The organism is Luteibacter sp. HAY1-4A, from assembly GCF_056755355.1.
In genome coordinates, this window is record NZ_JBNDHZ010000052.1 from 1 (window position 1) to 20027 (window position 20027).

The following is a 20027-nucleotide window of genomic DNA, read 5'->3' on the forward strand; positions in this document are numbered from 1 at the left end:
AGATGTGTATTAGAGACAGTACTTGCCTTCCGGAACGAGGTTGGCGAGCTTGCCCTTCTTGTTGAACTCGCAGGTGAAGTTCTTCTTGCCGTCGATGCCCGCATCGGCCGTGCCCGAGATCGAGTAACCCGAGTCGGAAGCCTTGACCGGCTGGAGCTGGATGTAGTCGTTCTTCACATCGAACTTCTCGGCCGCTTCATCGAGGCAGCGCGTGGTCAGCTTGCCGGGATCGGGGCGGTCGGAGGCGAAGGCCTGGGAGGTGAGGGCAAGGCCGAGCGAAGCGGCCAGCAGAATGGCGGAATGGCGCATGGATCTCTCTCCGTACGAGGCACGAGGCCGGGTTCATTGCGACCCGGAGTGTGCATTTCGCTTCCTTGCGCGCGCGTGAATCGCTAACCGCGTAGTGCGTGGTCCGATATCAATAACGCTTGAGACAGAGTCGGAGCCGGTCGAGAAAGTCAAAGCGCCGTATTGGGCTGCGGAGCAACATAAGCCTCTCGGGAGGCGCGGACACGCGCATGGTTTTGCTGTGCCCAGAGCAGCAGGCCTTGCATGGGCTCAAGGAACGACGAACCCAGCGGCGTCAGCGCATATTCGACGCGTGGCGGTCGCGTCGGATGCACGGTGCGCGATACCAGGCCATCCTGCTCCAGGTGGCGTAGCGTTTGGGCGAGCATGCGCTGGGAAATATCCGGGATCAGTGCTTTCAACGCGGTGAAGCGCAAGGTACCGGCCGATTCCAGTTTGAACAGCACCAGCATGCTCCACTTGTCGCCCATGCGATCCAGTACATCGCGAATGGGGCAGTCGTCGGTTTCGGTGTCGATCCTGGAAAGGGTGGACGTGTGCGTGTTCATGGTGGGGCCTTTGGTGTCCTGGCGGTGCGCCGGCGACGTACCGGTTACTTCGAAGTAACCGGGTGACTTCCATCTCCCTTCTTGTCTCCATGCGCCTGCTCTGGGAACGTAGCAGAACTTGGCTTCATCGCAATACCAGGTTACGAAAAGTAACCAGATTCCCGGCGCCGGGGTCACCCGCTGCCTGCCTTCGTCTCAGGAGTTTGCCCCATGTCCTCTTCGCTTCTCGTCACGGGAGCCGCCGGCCAGTTCGGTCAGCGCGTACTGCACTTCCTGGTCGAAACACTTGGCGTGCCGCCCAACCGCATCATCGCCACCACCCGCAAGCCTGAGAAGCTCTCCGCATGGCGCGACCGCGGCGTGACCGTTCGCGCGGCGGATTTCGACAACTCGGCCTCGCTGGACGAAGCGTTCCGCGGTGCGGACCGCCTGCTCCTCATCAGCACCGACGCGACGGACAAGCCGGGTCATCGTCTGGCCCAGCACACGCGTGCCGTCGAGGCCGCGACGCGTGCGGGCATCTCGCACGTGGTCTACACGTCGATGCCCGAGCCGAAAGACTCGCCGGTGCTGATCGCGCCGGACCATGAGGGTACCGAAGCCGCGCTCGCCGGCAGCGCGCTGCCGGGATGGACGGTGCTGCGCAACCATTGGTACTTCGAGAACCTGTTCCACTCCATTCCTTCGATCCTGGCGCACGGAGGCAAGTGGTTCAGTGCGGCCGGTGACGGCAAGCTTGCGAACATCTCACGCGACGACCTGGCGCATGCGGCGGCCATCGTGCTGGCCGGCCCGTATATGGAGAAGGCGATCTATACGCTCAGCGGACACGAGGCGCTGACGACCGCCGAACAGGCAGCCATCATCGCCGGTGTACTCGAGCGCCCGCTCCAGGTCGTTCCGGTATCGGCGGAAGCACTCGTCAAAGGCATGGTGGAAGCCGGAATGCCGGAGGCCGTGGCACGGTTGCTCGCGTCCTTCGACATCAACACGGCCGCTGGGCGCGCCGGCACCGTCACGGAGGATTTCAAGCGGATTACCGGGACGCAGCCGCAGCCATTCGCCGAGTGGGTCGTGGCGAACAGGGAGGCGCTGAGCGGTCGGCACTGAAGCGCGCCGCAGGTCAGTTCGTCGCGTTCGTCTTTTCCGCCAGGACCCGGGTGGCAAGCGCGTGGATGTCGCCACTCGGTTCGGTCGGATACGCCTTCTGCTCATGCGCCCACTTCTCGCCGAACGCATACCAGTCGATCTTTTCCACCTTCCCGCCCGTGCGCAGCGCCTTCTTCAGCGAGTCAAAGTAAAGCTGCCAGCGGGCGTAATAGTAGTCCCCCACCAGGCCCTGCCATTCACGCCGCGCATAGTCGGCGACGTCCGGGCGTCCCCATATGGTGATAAGCGAGCGAGCGTCGTAATTGACAGCCTCCCAGTTGGCGGGAGTCTTCGCATACGCCTTCGCACGAGCGAGCCACGGGCCCAGCATGAAATGCCGGTTCGTGCCGAGTACGGCATCCAGCTGCTTCATCGACTGCAGCCATTGCTCGGTGAGCCGGTCGAACCGGTCCACGTCGCGTGCCTCGAAGGCTTCGTTGATTTTCGGAAGCATGAGCCGGCTACGCACCGCCAGCGCCTGACGGGCCAGGTCCGTGAGGTCGTGACGATAGGCCGAACTTTGACGCAACGTCGGCGCCACCTGGAGCAGCTCGGCAAGGGCGCGGTCGATCTCCAGCGGATCGTAGTCCAGTGGCAGCGTGTGCGCGTACAGGCTCGGCGTGAGTTCGAAGTACCCGGTCTGGTACTTGCTGTCCCACGTGGCGGGCAGATGGTAAGCGGACCGTTGCAGGATGTGCCACGCCGCGACGGCATGCGGGTCCGGTGCCGTGCCGCCGTACCTGCGCCATGCCCATTGCCGGAACCATTCGTCGACATCCGCCGGTTCCGAGCGCCACGCCAGTTCGGTGAAGAAGGCGGTCGCGGCCGGATTGTTGTCGCTGGCTTCCGGCATGAGGGCCACACCATCCATCCTGCTGCCGGCCTTCGTCTTCCATTGCCAGAACCGTTCGTTCCATACGGAAAGATTGGCGCCGATGTTGGTATGCCCGCCGAAGTTCCAGATGGTGCCGAAGGCATAGGGCGTCCCTTTCCATTCGGCTTCCCTGTCGGCGTCGGCCAGCACCGCTTCGGATTCGCCATCCACGACCAGCGCATGCGCCTTGTCCAGGCCTTCGACGATCGGCGGCAAGGGATTGGTCTCCCACCCCAGCAGTACCCATATGGCACCCGGATGGGCACGCTCGAGCGCGCCCTGGATGCCGCGAGTGGCGCCGACGAGGTCGATGCCGCCGTGGTCGCCGCCTTCGATGCCCTCATGCAGCGGATCCATCTTGTACATGGTGCTCTCGCCGAACAGCGCCGTCTGCCGGCGATAGAACTCGGCGGCAACCTTTGCGAATATCGGATCGTTCGGATCTAGCCAGTCCGGACGCTTGTAGCCATCCCACTCGCCGGTGGGCACCACATGCGCGCCTGCATTGCGTTTCGCGAATTCCGGCGGCACCGTGCCGTAGAAGCCGGGGAAGACGGGAATCATGCCGAGCTGCCGCAGGTGGTCCGCCATCCTGCGCGCGAGGTCCGCACGGCGGTCGACGATGTCCTGCGCGATGGGCGTCGGCGAGCAACAGAGATTCTGCAGCAGCCACCAGGGTTGGTGCGCCGCCTGCGGGATCCAAGCGAGCAGTTCGTCGCGCGTGTAGCCGAAACGCTGGAAGGCTTCCTCGTAGACCTTTTCCTGGCCTTGATAAACGAGCACCTGATTGATGCCGCGCAGCGCCAGCACGTCGATCTTGTGCTCCCAATAACTCCAATCGGCGTAGGGCTCCGTGTAACCCTCGTCCACATCGTTCAGCGCGAAGCGGTTTGCACCGTTGGCCTCGTGCTCGATGGGCGACGTCGGCAGCGGCAACTCGCGGGGAAGATTCAGCTGCTCGCCGGCCAGCGAGATGTTCGCGTGCGCCACGTACTCCAGGTACCAGCCGAAGCCGGCCACGAGCGTGGCCGGGCTGGTGCCCTCGACGACCAGATGGCCTTTCTCGCCGAGGATGCGGAAGCGATCGTTCTGCCCTTTAGCCATCGCCCGAAGTTGAACCTGGTCGGCGTGGGCCTTTCCGACCAGGCGCTCGATGGCCGCGCGCGCCGGCGCCACGTTGAACACGGCATCGACGGATGACGAGGGCGTCACCGCCAGCGCCAGCGCCTGCTGCGTCACTGCGCTGCAAGCGAGCGCGACGGCGCAGACGGCCGGAATGAGAACGCGACGCATGCTGCGCCCGCGCGTCGATGCCTTGTCTCGATGCATTCGTGTCGACCCCTTCGGAAAAACGCCGCCCTGACCGCCAACCGTAACCGCATCGGCCGCTGAACGGAAATCTACGCGTCACATTCTCCACAGGTGGACGTAAGCTTGCTCTGGCACCGTGCTCACACCTTCCTGCAGGTGCACGGTCATGCGCAGTGCGTCTTTGTCTCCTCCAGCGGCGGCCGAGCCGGGCCGCAAGCCCTTGCACGGCGACCTGGCTGTGCGACGCCGACGCGTCGCGGCATGGATGGCGAAGCACCTCGTTCCGCCGCCGTCGAATCTGGTCGGCGCCGGCCGCCTCGCCTCCGAGCGAATCCAGCGCATCCTCGTGTGCCGTCCGAATCATCGCTTGGGCAACACCGTGCTGCTGACGGCACTGCTCGTCGAAATCGAACGGCGCTTCCCGGGCGCCGAGGTGGACCTGCTGTCGGCAGGTTCCGCTGCCAACGCCGTGTTCCGCGGCTTCGACATCGTGGGCGACTGCACGACGCTCGACCGGCGCGCGATACGCCATCCGCTGGCGACATTCCGCGCGCTCCGGAAATTGCGCGCGCGCCGGTACGACCTGGTGATCGATGCCGCCGCCGGTTCTTCCTCGGGCCAGCTGGCGGGTGCGCTGGCGAACGCGCGCCTGCAGCTTCGCACCGAGGCCATGCCGACGCATGGACAGACCCGGCACCTGGCGGCCCGTCCGGTGCACGCGTTGCGCTGGGCACTTGGAGTGATGGAAGAAGGAGAGGTGCCTTCGCTCGATCTTCGCCTGACCGAGTCCGAGCGGTGCAAGGGACAAGACGCGCTTGCGCGTGTCCTGCGCGGTGTGAAGGAGCGCGATCTTCCGAAGCTGGCCATTTTCCCCAATGCCACCGGCTCGAAACTCCTGGCGCCGAACTGGTGGCACGATTTCACCACGGAACTCGTCGCCCAGCGCGGAGTGGTGTGCGTGATCGAACTCGTGTCCGCCGACGGTGCATCGCGGCTTGGTGGCGGTTATCCCACCTATTACACGAGCGACCCGCGCAAGCTGGCTGCATTCATCGAGGCTGCGGGTACCTACGTCAGCGCGGATTGTGGCGTGATGCACCTTGCCGCGGCGACGCGGGCGACCACCGTGGGTTTGTTCGGTCCGACCGATCCGGCGCGCTATGGTCCCTATGGTGGTGGCAACGCCGCCATCGTGTGCGACGACGGCTGTCCGCGACTCGCGGCACGCCAGGTGGCGGCGCACCTCGCGCGTCTGGAAAATCGCGCGCGCATTTGAATCTTGCCGCAATCTGCGCTAAGAACTCTGGCTTCCTTAGGGGATCCGGGCTTTGTCCCGACCGCTTCCTGATAGCCAAACGGAGATCGCAGCGCATATGTCGGACAATTCCAAGACCGGGAAAGAGCAGCTCGCCCAGCCTTCAGCAGCGGCGCCCGTAGACGAGCAGGCGAGCGTGAAGATCTCGCGCCGCAACTTCCTTGCTGGCACGGCGCTTGCCGCGACCGGACTGATGATCGTGCCCCGCCATATCCTCGGTGGCACGGGCCATACGGCGCCCAGTGATCGACTGAACATCGCCGGCATCGGCGTCGGCGGCATGGGCGGGCAGAATATCCTCGCGCTGGCGGGTGAGAACATCGTCGCCCTGTGCGACGTGGACTGGGGCTATACCGACAAGTCGTTCCAAAGGATGTTCACCGGCCTGGGGAAGACCCAGGCGCGCCTCGACAATGCGAAAACCCCAGCCGAGCGGAAGAAGCTGCAGGACAAGATCGAGCAGACGAAACTGCTTTCCCGCAAGTACGCTTCGATCAAGCGCCACACCGATTTCCGCCGGATGCTCGAGGAGCAGAAGGACATCGACGCGGTGGTCATCGCCACACCCGACCATTTGCACGCCACGATCGCCAGCACGGCCATGAGCCTCGGCAAGCACGTGTACGTGCAGAAGCCGCTCACATGGTCGATTCACGAAGCCCGGGAACTCGCCAGGAAGGCAAAGGAAAACCCCCGGATCGTCACGCAGATGGGCAACCAGGGCCACTCCACCGACGACGCCCGGCTGATCAACGAATACATCGCGGCCGGGGCGATCGGCGAAGTGCGCGAGGTACACGCCTGGACGAATCGTCCGTTGGCGTACTGGCCACAGGGCATTCCGCGCCCGCGGCCGGTGGCGAAACCCGACGATGCGAGCTGGGACATGGACGCCGTGATGGCCCGGCTCGCCAACGCCATGGCCGGTAACTACCCGAAGCCGCAAGGCCTCGAGTGGGACCTCTTCCTCGGCCCCGGCCCCGTCGTGGAATACCACCCCCTCTACCATCCGTTCAACTGGCGCGGCTGGGTGGACTGGGGCGTGGGCGCCATCGGCGACATGGGCGCGCACCTCATCGATTCGCCGTTCTGGTCGTTGAACCTGGGCTTCCCCACGTCGGTGGAAACGGTCTCGACGCCGTTCAACCACGAGTCGTACCCCATGGCGACGATGACCTACTTCGACTTCCCGGCGCGCGGCAGCCTGCCGCCGGTGAAGCTCACCTGGTACGACGGCGCGTTGCTGCCGCCGGGCCTGGAGGCGATGGGAGCCGGACAGATGAAGGACGGCGGCGTCCTCTACGTCGGCAGCAAGGGCAAGCTGATCCACGAAACCTACGGCGACAACCCCCGCCTGTTGCCGCAGTCGCTGCACGACGCAGTGGGCACGCCCCCGCGGAAACTCGCGCGCATCACGACCTCGCACGAGATGAACTGGGTGGACGCCTGCAAGGGCAAGGGTCAGGCTTCGTCGCCGTTCTCGTATGCCGCGCAGCTGACGGAAGTAATGCTGCTGGGTGTGTTGGCGCTTCGCGCAGGTGGCAGGATCGAGTACGACGCGCAGAACATGCGCGTCACCAACCGGTCGGAAGCCAACCAGTTCCTGCGTCGCGAGTATCGCCAGGGCTGGACGCTTTAGCGCTCACCCCAAGGCCCGGTCGACCCGCGTACCACCAGTTCGGCGGACAGCACGCGCTTCCGCGGTGGTACCTCCGGGTCGTTGAGGATCTCGATCAGCATCGTCATGGCTTCGCGTCCCAGCGCGGTTTTCGGCTGCGAGACGGTGGTGAGCGCCGGCGATGTATAGCGGGAATAGCGAATGTCGTCGAACCCCACGACCGAGACGTCTTCGGGGATGCGGAATCCACGGGAGAGCAGGGCGCGCATCGCGCCGATGGCCATTTCGTCGTTGGAGCAGAACACCGCGCTGAACGACTGGCCTTGCGACAGCAACAATTCGACGGCGCGTTCGCCGGCTTCGATGGAGAAGTCTCCGATGGCCGTCAGGGCGGGATTGACGGCGAGGTTCGCCCGCTGCAGCGCCAGGCGGTAACCCTGCTCGCGGTCGACGCAGATCGGGCTGGACGAGGGGCCTGCGATGAACGCGATGTCGCGGTGCCCCAGGGCCACGAGGTAATCGACCGCCGCGGACGCCGCCGCGGCGTTGTCGACATAGACGCTCGAGATAGCGCTGTCCTTGACGTACTCGCAGGCATTCACGAGCGGCAGGCGGCCCTCGACGGGGATCGCCGGGATGCGATGGAACATGGTGATGATGCCGTCCGCCTGTCGGGCCGCGACCATGTCGGCATAGGCCTGTTCGCGCACCAGGTTGCTCTGCGTTTCGCCCAGGAGCACGGAGTAGCCATTCTCGTAGGCCACCTGCTCTATGCCGCGGATCACCTCCGAGAAGAACGGATTGGCGATGTCGGGAAGCAGGGCGACGACCAGCCGTGTCCGCGCGGTGCGCAGATTGCGGGCCAGCGCGTTGGGCGTGTAGCCGAGACGCTTGACGACCTCATGGATGCGCCGCCGCGTTTCTTCGCTCACCACCTCGGGACGTTGCAGTGCGCGGGAAACGGTTGCCACTGAAACCTTTGCGATGGCGGCGATTTCCTTCACCGTTCGCACGCGAGCAGGCTGCGGCGCAACATCGGCGCGTTGGCCGTCGACGCCTCGCCTCTTTCGCCGGGATCCCTCTGGACTCACGCGTTTCCACCCTTTGGCTGGCGGCGGCATATCGGACGACAGGAGCCGATATGCGCCGTTATGTTGCACCGCAATGTAATGGATTACATAAAACCGTTGCGGGCTTCTTCACCCATCTGCTACATCTTGGCATGTTCCGGAGCCTGCCAGCAGGCACCCGGGGGGAACAGACGAACGCCATGCGGGTGAATGGGCTCCAGGCCTGCGGACCGCTGGATGTAATCGAATACATTTCGACGGCGGTTGGGCCGTCGGGGGAAAACATGGCAAGCCAGTCGATGTCGACAAGCGCCAGGACCACCGATCGATGAAGCTCGGCATGGGACTCGTCGGGCCCGGCTTCATCGCCGCGCACCATCTCGACGCCGTGCGGCGCCTGGGCAATGTCGAAGTGGTCGGCATCGCCGGCTCCAGTCTCGAATCCGCGAAAAAGCGGGCGCGCGAACTGAACGCGGGGCAGGCATACGCGGGCTACCGCGAACTGCTGGCCGATCCCGCCGTGCACGTGGTGCACAACACCACACCGAACCATCTGCACCGGGAGGTCTCGCTGGCGGCGTTGCGGGCCGGCAAGCACGTGATCTCCGACAAGCCCCTGGCAGCCACGATGCAGGAGGCGCGAGAGCTTCACGAGGCCGCACGCAGTGCGAACGTGGCCCACGTCGTCACCTTCAACTATCGCGGCTATCCGTTGGTGCAGCAGGCGCGCGCGATGATCGCCAAGGGCAAGATCGGGCGGAGCGTGTTCGTGCACGGTTGCTACCTGCAGGACTGGCTCACCGACGAGCGCGCATACACGTGGCGTCTCGATCCCAAGCTGGGCGGGGCCAGTTCCGCGCTGGGGGATATCGGTTCGCACTGGTGCGACCTGGCCGAACATGTGACCGGCGCGCGCATCGTCGCCGTGCTGGCCGAGTTGCACACGGTGGTGCCGGAGCGCGAAGCGCCGGATGCTTCGGCGAAAGCCTTCGCGGGTGCGGCGAAAACCGCCGGCAAGCGACGCAAGATCACCAGCGAGGATCTGGCCAGCGTGCTGCTGCGCTTCGACAACGGTGCGCGCGGCTGCGTCACCGTGGGCCAGGTGCTCCCGGGCCACAAGAACGACCTGCGCCTGGAGGTCAACGGCCGCGAAGGTTCGCTTGCGTGGCGCCAGGAGCAGCCCAACGAACTCTGGCTCGGCCATCACGCCAAGGCGAACGCGGTGCTCACGCGCGACCCGTCGCAGCTGGATCCGTCCGCCCGCGGCTATGCCCACCTTCCCGCCGGTCACCCCGAAGCCTGGGCGGACGCGTTCCGCAATGTGATCGCGGACGCCTACGCGTGGATTCGCAGCGGTGCCCGGCCGGAGAAGAAACCCCTGGCGCTACCCACGTTCGCCGATGGCTATCGCAACAGCCTCGTGGTGGACGCGATGCTCAAGAGCCACGCGGCCGGAGGGCAGTGGCAAGCGGTCGAAGACCCCCTCGAACCCAAACGCACAACGAGGAAACGCGGATGAAGTGGCGCCTTAGAGTCATGATGCTGTTCGAGTTCGGGATCTGGGGTGCCTGGTACGTCACGGTCGGCACCTGGCTCGGCAAGACGCTGCACTTCACCGGCACGGAAATCGGTGCCGTCGCGGGGACCACGGCCGTCGGCGCGATCATCTCGCCGTTGTTCGTGGGGCTGCTTGCCGACCGCCTGTTCGACACGCGCCGCGTGCTCACCCTGTTGCACCTCCTCGGCGCGGTGCTGCTCGTCATCGCCTCGCAACAGACCACGTTCGCGCTGGTCTACGCGCCGCTGCTCACCTATAGCCTCTGCTACATGCCCACCCTGGCCCTGACGGCCTCGCTGGCCATGCGGCACATCAAGGACCCGCAGGAAGAATTCGGCGCGATCCGCGTGTTCGGAAGCATCGGCTGGATCCTCGTCGGGCTCGCCGTCGGCGCATGGGGCGTGGAAGCCACGGCGTCGCCTCTTCTCCTGGCGGCCGGCCTTTCCGTCGTGCTGGCGGGCTACTGCTTCACCTTGCCCCCGACGCCGCCGCTGGCGCGCAACACGCGGTTCGAACTGCGCCACGTGCTGCCGCTCGAGTCGCTGCACCTGCTGCGCGAGCGCTCGATGGCGATATTCGCCCTCGCCTCGTTTCTGATCTGCATCCCGTTGCAGTTCTACTACGCCTTCACCAACCTCTTCCTCAACGAAGCCGGCGTGGTGAACGCAGCCGGCAAGATGACCGGCGGCCAGATGTCGGAGCTGTTCTTCATGCTCCTCATTCCCTGGTTCTTCCGCCGCCTGGGCGTGAAGTGGATGCTCGCCGTGGGCATGCTGGCCTGGGTGGTGCGCTATGGCCTGTTCGCCTTCGGCGGCACCGGCGAGTTGATGTGGATGCTCTGGCTCGGCATCGTGCTGCACGGTGTCTGCTTCGACTTCTTCTTCGTGGTGGGGCAGATCTACATCGACCGCGAGGCTCCGCCCGCATTGCGCGCGGCCACGCAGGGGCTCATCACCTTCCTGACCTACGGCCTCGGCATGTTCGTCGGTTCGTGGCTGTCCGGCATCGTGGTGCAAACCTATACGCGCAGCGACGCGACGCACGACTGGCATGCCATCTGGATCATCGCCGGCACCTTCGCCGCCTTCGTCTTCGCGCTCTTCGTCTTGCTCTTCAAGGATCGCAAGGCCACCGCCGCCGCCACTGCCGTCGCCGGCACCCATTGATTCGGGAGACCACCACATGATGAATCGCAGGCAGTTTCTTGCGCGCTCCGCACTCTGCGGCGCGGCGCTCGGGCTTGGCCTTGGCGCGCCGGGAAGGCTCCTTGCCGGCGCGTCGAAGGGCAAGGGCATGGGCATCCAGCTCTACATGGTGCTCGATGCCTACAAGAGCGATCCGGCCGGCACGCTCAAGACACTGAAGTCGATCGGTTACACGGAGATCGAGGCCATCGTCCTCAGCACGGCCGGCGAGCTGCGCGACCAGCTGAAGGCAGCCGGCCTGGCGTGTCCGAGCATGCACTTTGACAGCATGGGTTTCGACGCCGGCATCGACGCCGCGCACACGCTTGGCGCGACCTACATCGTCAGCAGCATGCTGCCGTCGATCATGCAGAAGGAAGCGGGGAAGTCGGGCGAGCCGAGGTATACGCTGGACGATGCGAAGCGCACGGCCGAGTACGCCAACCGACTCGGCGAGAAGGCCAGCAAGGCCGGCCTCAAGTACGCGTACCACAACCATCATGCCGAGTTCTCGGACGTGGGTGGCGGGCAGGTGTTCTACGACGTGCTGTTGAAGGAAACGGACAAGAAGCTCGTGCACTTCGAGCTCGACTGTGGCTGGGTTGCCGCCGGCGGCAAGAATCCGGCCGACTACTTCAAGGCCAACCCGGGCCGCATCCCGCTGATGCACGCGAAGGACTTCCTGCGCGGCGACCAAAAGGATTACCCGGGCGCCGAACTGGGCCACGGCAGGCTCGACTACAAACCGATCATGGCGGCAGCCGACGCCTCCGGACTGAAGCACTGCTTCGTCGAACAGGAGGGGCCGTTCGCCCGCATGAGCTCACTTGACGCCGCGCGCGTCGACTACGACTACCTGCGCCCGCTGCGCTGAAGGGAAAGGCATGGAAAAGAACACATTCGACGCCATCGTTGTCGGTACCGGCGTCAGCGGCGGCTGGGCCGCCAAGGAACTGACCGAGAAAGGCCTGAAGACGCTCGTCCTCGATCGCGGCCCGATGGTCAAGCATCTCGATTACCCCACGGCCATGAAGGCACCGTGGGAACTGCCGTACGGCGACGAGCCGACGCAGGCGGACATCGCGCGGTGGCCCAAGCACACGCGCCCGTCGTTCTACGGCATCACCCAGTCCACCAAGCACTGGTTCGCCGACGACATCGACAATCCGTACGAGGAAACGAAGCCGTTCGACTGGTTCCGCGGCTACCACGTCGGCGGACGCTCCTTGATGTGGGGCCGGCAGAGCTACCGCTTCAGCCAGATGGACTTCGAGGCGAACGGCAAGGAAGGCGTGGGCGTGGATTGGCCGATCCGTTACGACGATCTTGCTCCCTGGTACGACCACGTCGAGCACTTCATCGGCGTCAGCGGCAACACCGACCACCTCGCGCAGCTGCCGGACGGCGATTTCCTGCCGCCCATGGAACTCAACTGCGTGGAGAAGGACTTCCAGGGCAAGCTGGACGCCAAGTTCAAGCGCAAGCTCATCATCGGGCGCACCGCCAACCTGTCCGCGCCGCTGAAGCACGACCAGAGTCCACAGCGCGGCACCTGCCAGTATCGCAACCTGTGCATGCGCGGTTGTCCGTTCGGCGGCTACTTCAGCAGCAACTCGTCCACGCTGCCTTCCGCGGAGCGCACGGGCAACATGACGATGGTGACCAACGCCATCGTCTACGAGCTGATCTACGACAACGACAAGGGCAAGGCCACGGGCGTGCGCGTGCTGGATGCGGAGACCGGCCACCAGACCGAGTACTTCGCGCGCGTGATCTTCATGTGCGCCTCCACCTTCGGTACCGCGCACATCCTGATGAACTCGACGTCCAGCCGTTTCCCCAACGGGTTCGGCAACGACAGTGGCGAGCTCGGCCACAACATCATGGACCACATCTTCGGCAGCGGCGCGCGCGCCATGGTCGAGGGCCACGAAGACCGCTACTACTCGGGCCGTCGTCCCAACGGCTTCTACATTCCGCGCTATCGCAACGTCGGCACCGACAAGCAGAAGTACCTGCGCGGATTCGGTTACCAGGGCGGTGCAGGCCGCCAGGACTGGACCCGCCTGGTCGATCAGCAGGCGCTCGGCGAGGAACTCAAGCGTGCCGCGCAGGAACCCGGCCCCTGGTATGTCTCGATGATGGGCTTCGGCGAAATGCTGCCTTCCCACAAGAACTACGTGACGCTGGACCGCAACCACAAGGATAAGTACGGCCTGCCCGTGCTCAACTTCGACGCCGCGCACCAGGAAAACGAGCTCATGATCGGCAAGGCGATCATCGACGACGCGTTGGAGATGTTCAACACCGCCGGCTATCGCGACGTGAAATCCTTCAAGATCCAGGCCAACGTCGGCGCCGGCATCCATGAAATGGGTACCGCGCGCATGGGCCGCGATCCGAAGACCTCGGTGCTCAACGGCTGGAACCAGATGCACGCCTGCAAGAACGTCTACGTGACCGACGGCTCGGCCATGGCGTCGTCCGCTTGCCAGAACCCGTCCCTGACTTACATGGCGCTGACCGCACGCGCGGCCAACCACGCCGTGGAAGAACTCAAGCGCGGCAACATCTGAGGATCATGCCCATGAATCGTCGCGAATGGTTGAAAAGCATGTCCGTGCTGGCCGTCGGGGCCGTCGCGGGCCCGTCGTTACTGGCGGTGCTCGACGCGCATGCCGCATCGCAGAAGCCGAGTGCGAAGCCCCAGTTCTTCAAGCCGGAGCAGTACAGCCTGGTGGGCGTCGTGGCGGACATCGTGATCCCGCGCACGGACACGCCGGGAGCGGTGGACGCGGGCGTTCCGTTGTTCATCGACCAGATGTTCTTCGCCGCCTATACCAAGGCGGACCAGACCCGTTACCTCACCGCCATGGCCGCCTTCGACAAGGCCGGTGGCAAGCCCTTCCTCCAGCTCGATCCCGCGCAGCGCAAGGCGTTGGTGACCAGGCTGCACAAGGAAGCGGTGGCGGTGCCCGTCGGCGGCAAGCTGTCGCCCGAGGCCGACTTCGTGCTGATGAGCAAGAAGCTCACGATGCTCGGCTTCTTCCTGTCGCAGCCGGGTTGCACGCAGGTGCTCCAGTACGACCCGGTGCCCGGCGCCTGGAAGGGCGATATTCCGCTGACGCAGGCGGGCAACGGCAAGGCCTGGGCCGTCGAGACCGAACTGAAGATCTGACATGAAGACACTCAAGGGCCCAGGCATCTTCCTTGCCCAGTACGCCTCGGACGAATCGCCGTTCGACACGCTGCCCTCGATCGCCCGCTGGGCGTCGTCGCTCGGTTTCGTTGGCGTGCAGATCCCGTCCAACGATCGCCGCCTGTTCGACCTGGAGCAGGCGGCGGCAAGCAAGACCTACTGCGACGACATCGCAGGCACGCTGGCCGAACACGGGCTCGTGGTGACCGAACTGTCCACGCACCTGCAAGGGCAGCTGGTGGCATCGCATCCCGCCTACGATCGGTTGTTCGACGGCTTCGCGCCACCGGCGTTGCGCGGGCATACGCCGCAGCGCCAGGCATGGGCAGTGCAGCAGCTGAAGCTTGCCGCCAAGGCCAGCAGCAACCTCGGCCTGACCGCGCACGCCACGTTCTCCGGCGCGCTGGCATGGCACCTGTTCTATCCATGGCCGCAGCGTCCAGCCGGCCTGATCGACGAGGCCTTCGCGGAACTCGGCAGGCGGTGGAAGCCGATTCTCGATGCGTTCGACGAGGTGGGCGTCGACGTCTGCTACGAACTGCATCCCGGCGAGGACCTGCACGACGGCGTCACGTTCGAGCGCTTCCTCGACGCGGTGGATCACCACCCGCGCGCCAACATCCTGTTCGACCCGAGCCACATGGTGCTGCAGCAGATGGACTATCTGCAGTTCATCGACAACTACCATGAGCGCATCCGCGCCTTCCACGTGAAGGACGCCGAGTTCCGGCCCAACGGACGCTCCGGGGTGTATGCCGGCTATCAGGACTGGATCGACCGGCCGGGGCGTTTCCGCTCGCTCGGCGACGGGCAGATCGACTTCGGCGCCATCTTCAGCAAGTTGGCGCAGTACGACTATCCCGGCTGGGCCGTGCTCGAGTGGGAATGCTGCATCAAGGATTCACAGCAGGGCGCGATGGAAGGTGCGCCTTTCATTCGCAAGCACATCATCAAGGTCACGGAGCGCGCCTTCGACGACTTTGCCTCGAGCGGCAGCGACCGCGCCTTCAACCGCACCATCCTGGGGCTCGAATGACCATACCGGACCACTCCCCCGACAGCCGCCGCCGCGCCATGCTGGGCCATCTCGCGACGGCTGCCGCCGCGCTCGGTGCCGCGCCGCTGATCGCCTCCGCCGAAACGCGCGCCGGCAAGGCGGCACCAGGCAAGGCAGGCCCCGGACGCCTCAAGCAGTCGCTGAGCCGCTGGACCTCCAAGGCGCCGTTGCCCGAGCTGTGCAAGCGCCTGAAGGGCATCGGCTTCGTGGCCGTGGATCTGCTCTACGCCGACGAGTGGTCCGTGGTGACGGATAACGGGTTGGCGGTATCGATGGGGTATCCCGCCAAGCGGGAGAACTTCATCGAAATGGGTTTCAACGATCCGGCCAACCACGCCGCGTTGATCAAGGAAATCGAAACCACGATCCCGCTCGCGAAGCGCGCCGGCGTGACCAACCTGATCACCATGTTCGGCAACCGCAAGGCGGGTATCGACGAGCAGCAGGCCATCGACAACTGCGTTGCCGGGCTTTCGAAGATCGCGCCCTATGCGGCGGAAAATGGCATCACGCTCCACGTCGAGCTTCTGAACAGCAAGGTGGACCATCACGGCTACCAGGGCGACAGGACCGCGTTCGGCGTGGCGGTGGCCAAGGGTGTGAACTCGCCCAGCGTGAAACTGCTCTACGACATCTACCACATGCAGATTTCGGAAGGCGACGTAATCCGCACCATCCGCGACAACATCCAGTGGATCGGCCATTTCCATACCGGTGGCGTGCCGGGTCGCCATGAGATCGACGGCACGCAGGAACTCAACTACCGCGCCATCGCCACGGCCATCGCGGACCTGAACTTCCAGGGCTACCTCGCGCATGAATTCATGCCGTCGCACCCGGATCCCTTCGAATCGTTTGCCGACGCGTTCAGGACGTGCACGGTATGAACTCTGACCAAGGAATGCCGATGAAGCGTTTCACCTCGACAGCCCTCGCCGTCACTCTTTCCATCGTCGGTTCGACGTGTGCGCTGGCGCAGGACGACCCGAAGGCCACGGAACAGTGGGAGCCAGTACCCAAGGTCGTGACGCCGGGTGCCAAGGAAAGCGCACCGCCGTCCGATGCGGTGGTGCTCTTCGACGGCCGCGACCTCGCCGGTTGGGAAGCGTCGAAAGATCACTCGCCCGCGCACTGGAAAGTGCACGACGGCGTGGTGACCGTGGACAAGACCACCGGCAACATCCAGACGAAGCAGCACTTCCGCAATTACCAGCTGCACCTGGAGTGGCAGATTCCGAAGGACATCACCGGCGAAGGGCAGGGGCGCGGCAACAGCGGCGTCTTCCTCGCTTCCACCGGCCCCGGCGACGAAGGCTACGAAGTCCAGATCATGGATTCGTACCAGAACAAGACCTATGTGAACGGGCAGGCCGCGAGCGTCTACAAGCAGGCGGCGCCGCTCGTGAACGCCGCGCGCAAGCCGGGCGAATGGCAGACCTACGACATCGTGTGGACGGCGCCGGTGTTCGCAGCCGATGGCTCGGTGAAATCGCCGGCGTACGTCACGGTGTTCCATAACGGCGTGCTGGTGCAGAACCATACCGAGCTTACCGGTGAGACCTTCTACATCGGCAAGCCGAAGTACAAGGCTTATACCGATGCACCGATCAAGCTGCAGGCGCACGGGGACCACTCGCAGCCGATCAGTTTTCGGAATATCTGGGTGAGGCCGCTTTAACTGACGGCCGGGTATCGGGCGCGTTCGCCGCGCCCGTGACGATCACCTAGCAACGTCGCACCGCGATTCATTTCGCGGGCGGCATCGAGTTTCGATTCACCGAGTAGGTGACCGGCACGAAGACATAGCCCTCGCCATCGCTGGCTCGTACCACATGGGCAAGGCCGGGAAACGGCAGGTGCGCGCCGGCAACGATGTATCCGCCTGTTGCCGCGTCGGCGAATACTTTCTCTCGGGCGGCTTCCGCGGCGCGGTCGTCGCTGTCCCACGCAATGCGCACCGACGGATGAGCGAACTGGACAGGAGCCGCGTGAACCACGTCGCCCCAGGCGAGAAGTTCCTGCCCCTTGCTCTCGATCAGGAAGTACGTGTGGCCTGCGGTGTGGCCCGGAGCCGGCACGGCCCGGATGCCCGGAACGATCTGGGTGGCGCCGTCGAACGGTTCCAGTTTGCCCGCGGCGATGTACGGTTTCAGTGCCTTCTGCGCCGCCGGAAAGCTGGGACGTACGCCCTCAGGCGCCTTCGCTTCATTGGCGGGATTCATCCAGAAGTCGAGATCGGCGCGAGCGATGCGCAGGACGGCGTTCGGGAAAGTGCGCTTCCCATCGTGCACGAGGCCGCCCGTATGGTCGACGTGCATGTGCGTGATCACGACCTCGTCGACCTGCTCGGGCGTATAGCCGGCAGCGCGAAGGCTCGCTACCGTGTTGCCGAGCGTCGGGCCGAAGAACGCACCCGCACCGGCATCCACCAGCACCAGCTTGCTTCCGGTGTTCACCAGGAACTGGTTCATCGACGACTCGGCCGGCAGGCGCAGGAATGCCTTCTTATAGGCGGAGCGGATCTCGTCGGCTGATGCGCCCACGAGCAGTGTGTCCATCGGAAAGTCGACCGTTCCATCGCTGAGGGCGGTGACCTCGATGTCGCCGACCATGATCCGGTAGAAACCCGGTGCCTGGCCGCCGAGCAGGGGTGCGGAGGCATGAGCCGGGGCAAACGTGGCTGCGCTGGTCGTGCCGATAAGCACCGAGAAGAGCAGTCGTGTAACGGTGTGTCGCAGATGAAGTTTCATGAAGACCTCGGCGAAGCGTTGACGTGGAAAGGGATCGACAGATCGGTCGGCGTTGCCGAATCCCCGGCGGAGCCGGAAGATTCGAATGACGTGGCGGGGCGATTTCCGGACGGATCCTCGACCGTGCCGCGGACCATGAGGTGGTACATCCCGACGCGCCATGGCTTGGCCGGCACGAAAATCCATGTGGTTTCGCCCGGGCCGAGATGTCCGGTTCCCGCCAGGCGCTGCCCCTGCGGGTCGGCCACGGCGATAGAGTCGGCGGCGCGCGCGTCGATCGCATCATCGAGCGTGACCACCAGGGCATGCCGCGATGCCGGTGCAACGGACGACAGGCGCCATGCCGCGACCTGCGAACCCTGCACGTCCGCACCGCCGACGTGCCAGTGCTTCAGCGGTCGACCGTCGATCGACAGCACGATGTCATCGCCCTCTTCGAGGATCGGACCAAGCGTCCGCCGCGCCACGAGGTCCGACTTCACCCGGCCGGGATGGAGAAGCAGCGTGAGTATCTTTCCGTCGGGCGACCAGAGTTCCTGCGGCAGGAACGGCCGGTCGAGCGGACGGCCGTCCGCATGCGACAGCGCGATCCGCGGCAACATCTCGCCTGCCGGCGCATGCGGGAAGACAAGGGATATCCGCAGCAGGTTCGCGGGGACACGGCTTCCCGACGGATGAACCGACGGGACGCTCGGTGCCTGGGCCTGACACGCCCCGGAAACCGTCGCGAGTACCCAGGCTGCATGGAGAAGCCGGGAACCGCGCATGGCCGTCAGTCCACGTCCTTGATCAGAGCCGGGAAGCCTTCGGCCTTGAGCAGGACATCCTGGCGCGGCTTGATTTTCTGGATCTGGAAATCGTTGCCTTTGAAGCTGAAGTCGGGAAATGCGTATTCGGATACATGGTCGGTCAGCCGGAAGCTGAGGTCCTTCCCTATGGACACCATCTGCAAACGATCCTTTTGCAGGTCGCGGCGGACCATGACGAATGACTCGTCGTCGAGGTTATCGATGCGGAGCACGCCAGCCAGGGGCGCCTGCATGACATTCACGCCTGCCAGCTGTCCAAACGGCACCTGCGTCTCGATACCCGGACGATTCTTCGCCGCTACAAGTTCGTCGAGCGGAATGATGTTCGACACCCGGTTGTAGTTCACCAGCATCAGGAGGTCACTTCGCTTTCCCTCGCTGGTCACGGAGTACGAAATCATGTCCGCCGGCGTGTTGCCGTAGCCCAGCTCCGCAACGGTCTTGCCCCGCACGTGTGCGCCATCCTTGAGGTCGGTCAGGGGAATGAGCACGAGAGGCGTGCATGTATACGCCGCGACGAGGTAGGGAATGCCATCGAGGCTCGTGAAGCTCATGGCCCGGACCGGCGCGCGCGTCTCGACCAGGTTGTGCCCGCCGTGGAAGATCTCGACCGAAGTCACCGAACCCTGGTCGTCGAACGGGTAGCGGATACGCCGGAGCGTCGACGCGAAGTCCTGGTTGGAGAGGCCCGCCACGAACAACTCGCCGGCGCGCCACTTCATATCGGTAACGGTGAAGCTCCGCTCCGGCGTCTCTTTCCAGAACGAGGCATTCGTCGTGGGCGCGTTGCGCAACGCGATGGACGTGTCGTGTGCCGCCTTGAGATCGAAGCGCCGCGCCTTGCCGTCGCTTGTCAGCACGAACAGCGCAGGCGACTTCGCGACGCCGTAACTTATCGCCACGTACACCTCGCCCGTGCCGGGGCGCACCGCCATGTCCTCGACGGTGATCCGCGCGCCGCCGACCTGTCGGGACAGAAGCGCTTCCAGATCCATGATGTTGAAGGCATTGCCGACGGGCGCGTGGCTCGCAGGAGGCAGCGCGACGGCATGAATCCGGGCCTCTTTCCAGTCGGCGACGAACAACATGTTGTCCGGGCCGGCCTCCAGCCGGGAGATGGACGCGATGTCCGCGGCGAAGGCGGGCAATGACGCAGCCAGGAGACAAGCGGTGGTGAGAATTCGGAAACGCATCGGATGATCCCCTTGCTGACACAACGGTCTTTGGTAGCAGGAGACTATGCAGTGCGGCCGGAACCGGGTAGCCATGCCGGACA

Annotated in this window: 18 protein-coding genes; 11 read left to right on the plus strand and 7 right to left on the minus strand. The window is 64.8% G+C overall.

From position 1 onward, the window contains the following. Positions 1 to 9: 9 nt before the first annotated feature. Positions 10 to 309: a hypothetical protein gene (locus ACPYOD_RS15750; protein ID WP_481302657.1), complete on the minus strand. Its 300-nt coding sequence runs from the start codon at positions 307 to 309 to the stop codon at positions 10 to 12. Positions 310 to 458: 149 nt separating this feature from the next. Further along, complete coding sequence (locus ACPYOD_RS15755) at positions 459 to 1034, minus strand: winged helix-turn-helix transcriptional regulator (protein WP_481302658.1); 576 nt, start codon at positions 1032 to 1034, stop codon at positions 459 to 461. 33 nt (positions 1035 to 1067) lie between these two features. On the opposite strand from ACPYOD_RS15755, the gene ACPYOD_RS15760 reads away from it, so the two are divergent. Beyond that, the gene (locus ACPYOD_RS15760; protein ID WP_481302659.1) at positions 1068 to 1967 is read left to right on the plus strand and encodes an SDR family oxidoreductase; all 900 of its coding nucleotides are present in this window, start codon (positions 1068 to 1070) and stop codon (positions 1965 to 1967) included. Positions 1968 to 1980: 13 nt separating this feature from the next. Here the strand turns inward: ACPYOD_RS15760 and ACPYOD_RS15765 are convergent, their stop codons facing one another. After that, positions 1981 to 4209, minus strand: coding sequence for an alpha-N-acetylglucosaminidase (locus tag ACPYOD_RS15765; protein WP_481302660.1), 2229 nt, complete (start codon positions 4207 to 4209; stop codon positions 1981 to 1983). 148 nt (positions 4210 to 4357) lie between these two features. On the opposite strand from ACPYOD_RS15765, the gene ACPYOD_RS15770 reads away from it, so the two are divergent. Continuing rightward, positions 4358 to 5467 (plus strand): glycosyltransferase family 9 protein, encoded by a 1110-nt coding sequence (locus ACPYOD_RS15770; RefSeq protein ID WP_481302661.1) that lies wholly within the window; start codon positions 4358 to 4360, stop codon positions 5465 to 5467. Between the two features lie 97 nt (positions 5468 to 5564). After that, positions 5565 to 7145: a Gfo/Idh/MocA family protein gene (locus ACPYOD_RS15775; RefSeq protein WP_481302662.1), complete on the plus strand. Its 1581-nt coding sequence runs from the start codon at positions 5565 to 5567 to the stop codon at positions 7143 to 7145. Here the strand turns inward: ACPYOD_RS15775 and ACPYOD_RS15780 are convergent. Next, on the minus strand, positions 7142 to 8137 hold the full coding sequence (locus ACPYOD_RS15780) for a LacI family DNA-binding transcriptional regulator (RefSeq protein ID WP_481302663.1): 996 nt from the start codon (positions 8135 to 8137) through the stop codon (positions 7142 to 7144). The genes ACPYOD_RS15775 and ACPYOD_RS15780 overlap by 4 nt on opposite strands. Before the next feature lie 385 nt (positions 8138 to 8522). On the opposite strand from ACPYOD_RS15780, the gene ACPYOD_RS15785 reads away from it, so the two are divergent. From ACPYOD_RS15785 to ACPYOD_RS15820, 8 genes are read left to right on the plus strand one after another with little or no spacing between them, the layout of a single operon-like run. Further along, positions 8523 to 9713 carry a Gfo/Idh/MocA family protein gene (locus tag ACPYOD_RS15785; protein WP_481302664.1) on the plus strand — a complete coding sequence of 397 codons (1191 nt, stop codon included), beginning with the start codon at positions 8523 to 8525 and terminating at the stop codon, positions 9711 to 9713. Then, entirely contained in the window at positions 9710 to 10918 is a 1209-nt protein-coding gene (locus tag ACPYOD_RS15790; protein ID WP_481302665.1) for a nucleoside permease, read from the plus strand. The genes ACPYOD_RS15785 and ACPYOD_RS15790 overlap by 4 nt, the downstream gene beginning before the upstream one ends. Before the next feature lie 16 nt (positions 10919 to 10934). Beyond that, positions 10935 to 11810: a sugar phosphate isomerase/epimerase family protein gene (locus tag ACPYOD_RS15795; RefSeq protein WP_481302666.1), complete on the plus strand. Its 876-nt coding sequence runs from the start codon at positions 10935 to 10937 to the stop codon at positions 11808 to 11810. Positions 11811 to 11820: 10 nt separating this feature from the next. After that, positions 11821 to 13512: a GMC oxidoreductase gene (locus ACPYOD_RS15800; RefSeq protein WP_481302667.1), complete on the plus strand. Its 1692-nt coding sequence runs from the start codon at positions 11821 to 11823 to the stop codon at positions 13510 to 13512. An 11-nt stretch (positions 13513 to 13523) separates the two neighbouring features. Then, positions 13524 to 14114 (plus strand): gluconate 2-dehydrogenase subunit 3 family protein, encoded by a 591-nt coding sequence (locus ACPYOD_RS15805; RefSeq protein ID WP_481302668.1) that lies wholly within the window; start codon positions 13524 to 13526, stop codon positions 14112 to 14114. A 1-nt stretch (position 14115) separates the two neighbouring features. Next, a complete protein-coding gene (locus ACPYOD_RS15810; protein WP_481302669.1) occupies positions 14116 to 15171 on the plus strand; it encodes a sugar phosphate isomerase/epimerase family protein in 1056 nt (351 codons plus the stop codon). Beyond that, entirely contained in the window at positions 15168 to 16079 is a 912-nt protein-coding gene (locus ACPYOD_RS15815) for a hydroxypyruvate isomerase family protein (protein ID WP_481302670.1), read from the plus strand. Before ACPYOD_RS15810 ends, ACPYOD_RS15815 begins: the two co-directional genes overlap by 4 nt. A gap of 20 nt (positions 16080 to 16099) precedes the next feature. Next, positions 16100 to 16870: a 3-keto-disaccharide hydrolase gene (locus tag ACPYOD_RS15820; protein ID WP_481302671.1), complete on the plus strand. Its 771-nt coding sequence runs from the start codon at positions 16100 to 16102 to the stop codon at positions 16868 to 16870. Positions 16871 to 16937: 67 nt separating this feature from the next. Here ACPYOD_RS15820 and ACPYOD_RS15825 read toward each other — a convergent pair whose 3' ends face one another. The 3 genes from ACPYOD_RS15825 to ACPYOD_RS15835 all read right to left on the minus strand — a co-directional run bounded on the left by ACPYOD_RS15825 (position 16938) and on the right by ACPYOD_RS15835 (position 19944). After that, positions 16938 to 17942, minus strand: a complete 1005-nt coding sequence (locus ACPYOD_RS15825; RefSeq protein WP_481302672.1) for an MBL fold metallo-hydrolase — start codon at positions 17940 to 17942, stop codon at positions 16938 to 16940. Beyond that, the gene (locus ACPYOD_RS15830) at positions 17939 to 18544 is read right to left on the minus strand and encodes a hypothetical protein (RefSeq protein ID WP_481302673.1); all 606 of its coding nucleotides are present in this window, start codon (positions 18542 to 18544) and stop codon (positions 17939 to 17941) included. The genes ACPYOD_RS15825 and ACPYOD_RS15830 overlap by 4 nt, the downstream gene beginning before the upstream one ends. Before the next feature lie 170 nt (positions 18545 to 18714). Further along, positions 18715 to 19944 carry a hypothetical protein gene (locus ACPYOD_RS15835; protein ID WP_481302674.1) on the minus strand — a complete coding sequence of 410 codons (1230 nt, stop codon included), beginning with the start codon at positions 19942 to 19944 and terminating at the stop codon, positions 18715 to 18717. Between the last annotated feature and the right edge of the window lie 83 nt (positions 19945 to 20027).

What these genes read in the sequence shown, in the direction of transcription:
- ACPYOD_RS15750 (WP_481302657.1), bottom strand. Translation starts at nt 309, where the DNA reads ATGCGCCATTCCGCCATTCTGCTGGCCGCTTCGCTCGGCCTTGCCCTC.
- ACPYOD_RS15760 (WP_481302659.1), top strand. Translation starts at nt 1,068, where the DNA reads ATGTCCTCTTCGCTTCTCGTCACGGGAGCCGCCGGCCAGTTCGGTCAG.
- ACPYOD_RS15765 (WP_481302660.1), bottom strand. Translation starts at nt 4,209, where the DNA reads ATGCATCGAGACAAGGCATCGACGCGCGGGCGCAGCATGCGTCGCGTT.
- ACPYOD_RS15770 (WP_481302661.1), top strand. Translation starts at nt 4,358, where the DNA reads ATGCGCAGTGCGTCTTTGTCTCCTCCAGCGGCGGCCGAGCCGGGCCGC.
- ACPYOD_RS15775 (WP_481302662.1), top strand. Translation starts at nt 5,565, where the DNA reads ATGTCGGACAATTCCAAGACCGGGAAAGAGCAGCTCGCCCAGCCTTCA.
- ACPYOD_RS15785 (WP_481302664.1), top strand. Translation starts at nt 8,523, where the DNA reads ATGAAGCTCGGCATGGGACTCGTCGGGCCCGGCTTCATCGCCGCGCAC.
- ACPYOD_RS15790 (WP_481302665.1), top strand. Translation starts at nt 9,710, where the DNA reads ATGAAGTGGCGCCTTAGAGTCATGATGCTGTTCGAGTTCGGGATCTGG.
- ACPYOD_RS15795 (WP_481302666.1), top strand. Translation starts at nt 10,935, where the DNA reads ATGATGAATCGCAGGCAGTTTCTTGCGCGCTCCGCACTCTGCGGCGCG.
- ACPYOD_RS15800 (WP_481302667.1), top strand. Translation starts at nt 11,821, where the DNA reads ATGGAAAAGAACACATTCGACGCCATCGTTGTCGGTACCGGCGTCAGC.
- ACPYOD_RS15805 (WP_481302668.1), top strand. Translation starts at nt 13,524, where the DNA reads ATGAATCGTCGCGAATGGTTGAAAAGCATGTCCGTGCTGGCCGTCGGG.
- ACPYOD_RS15810 (WP_481302669.1), top strand. Translation starts at nt 14,116, where the DNA reads ATGAAGACACTCAAGGGCCCAGGCATCTTCCTTGCCCAGTACGCCTCG.
- ACPYOD_RS15815 (WP_481302670.1), top strand. Translation starts at nt 15,168, where the DNA reads ATGACCATACCGGACCACTCCCCCGACAGCCGCCGCCGCGCCATGCTG.
- ACPYOD_RS15820 (WP_481302671.1), top strand. Translation starts at nt 16,100, where the DNA reads ATGAAGCGTTTCACCTCGACAGCCCTCGCCGTCACTCTTTCCATCGTC.
- ACPYOD_RS15825 (WP_481302672.1), bottom strand. Translation starts at nt 17,942, where the DNA reads ATGAAACTTCATCTGCGACACACCGTTACACGACTGCTCTTCTCGGTG.
- ACPYOD_RS15830 (WP_481302673.1), bottom strand. Translation starts at nt 18,544, where the DNA reads ATGTTGCCGCGGATCGCGCTGTCGCATGCGGACGGCCGTCCGCTCGAC.
- ACPYOD_RS15835 (WP_481302674.1), bottom strand. Translation starts at nt 19,944, where the DNA reads ATGCGTTTCCGAATTCTCACCACCGCTTGTCTCCTGGCTGCGTCATTG.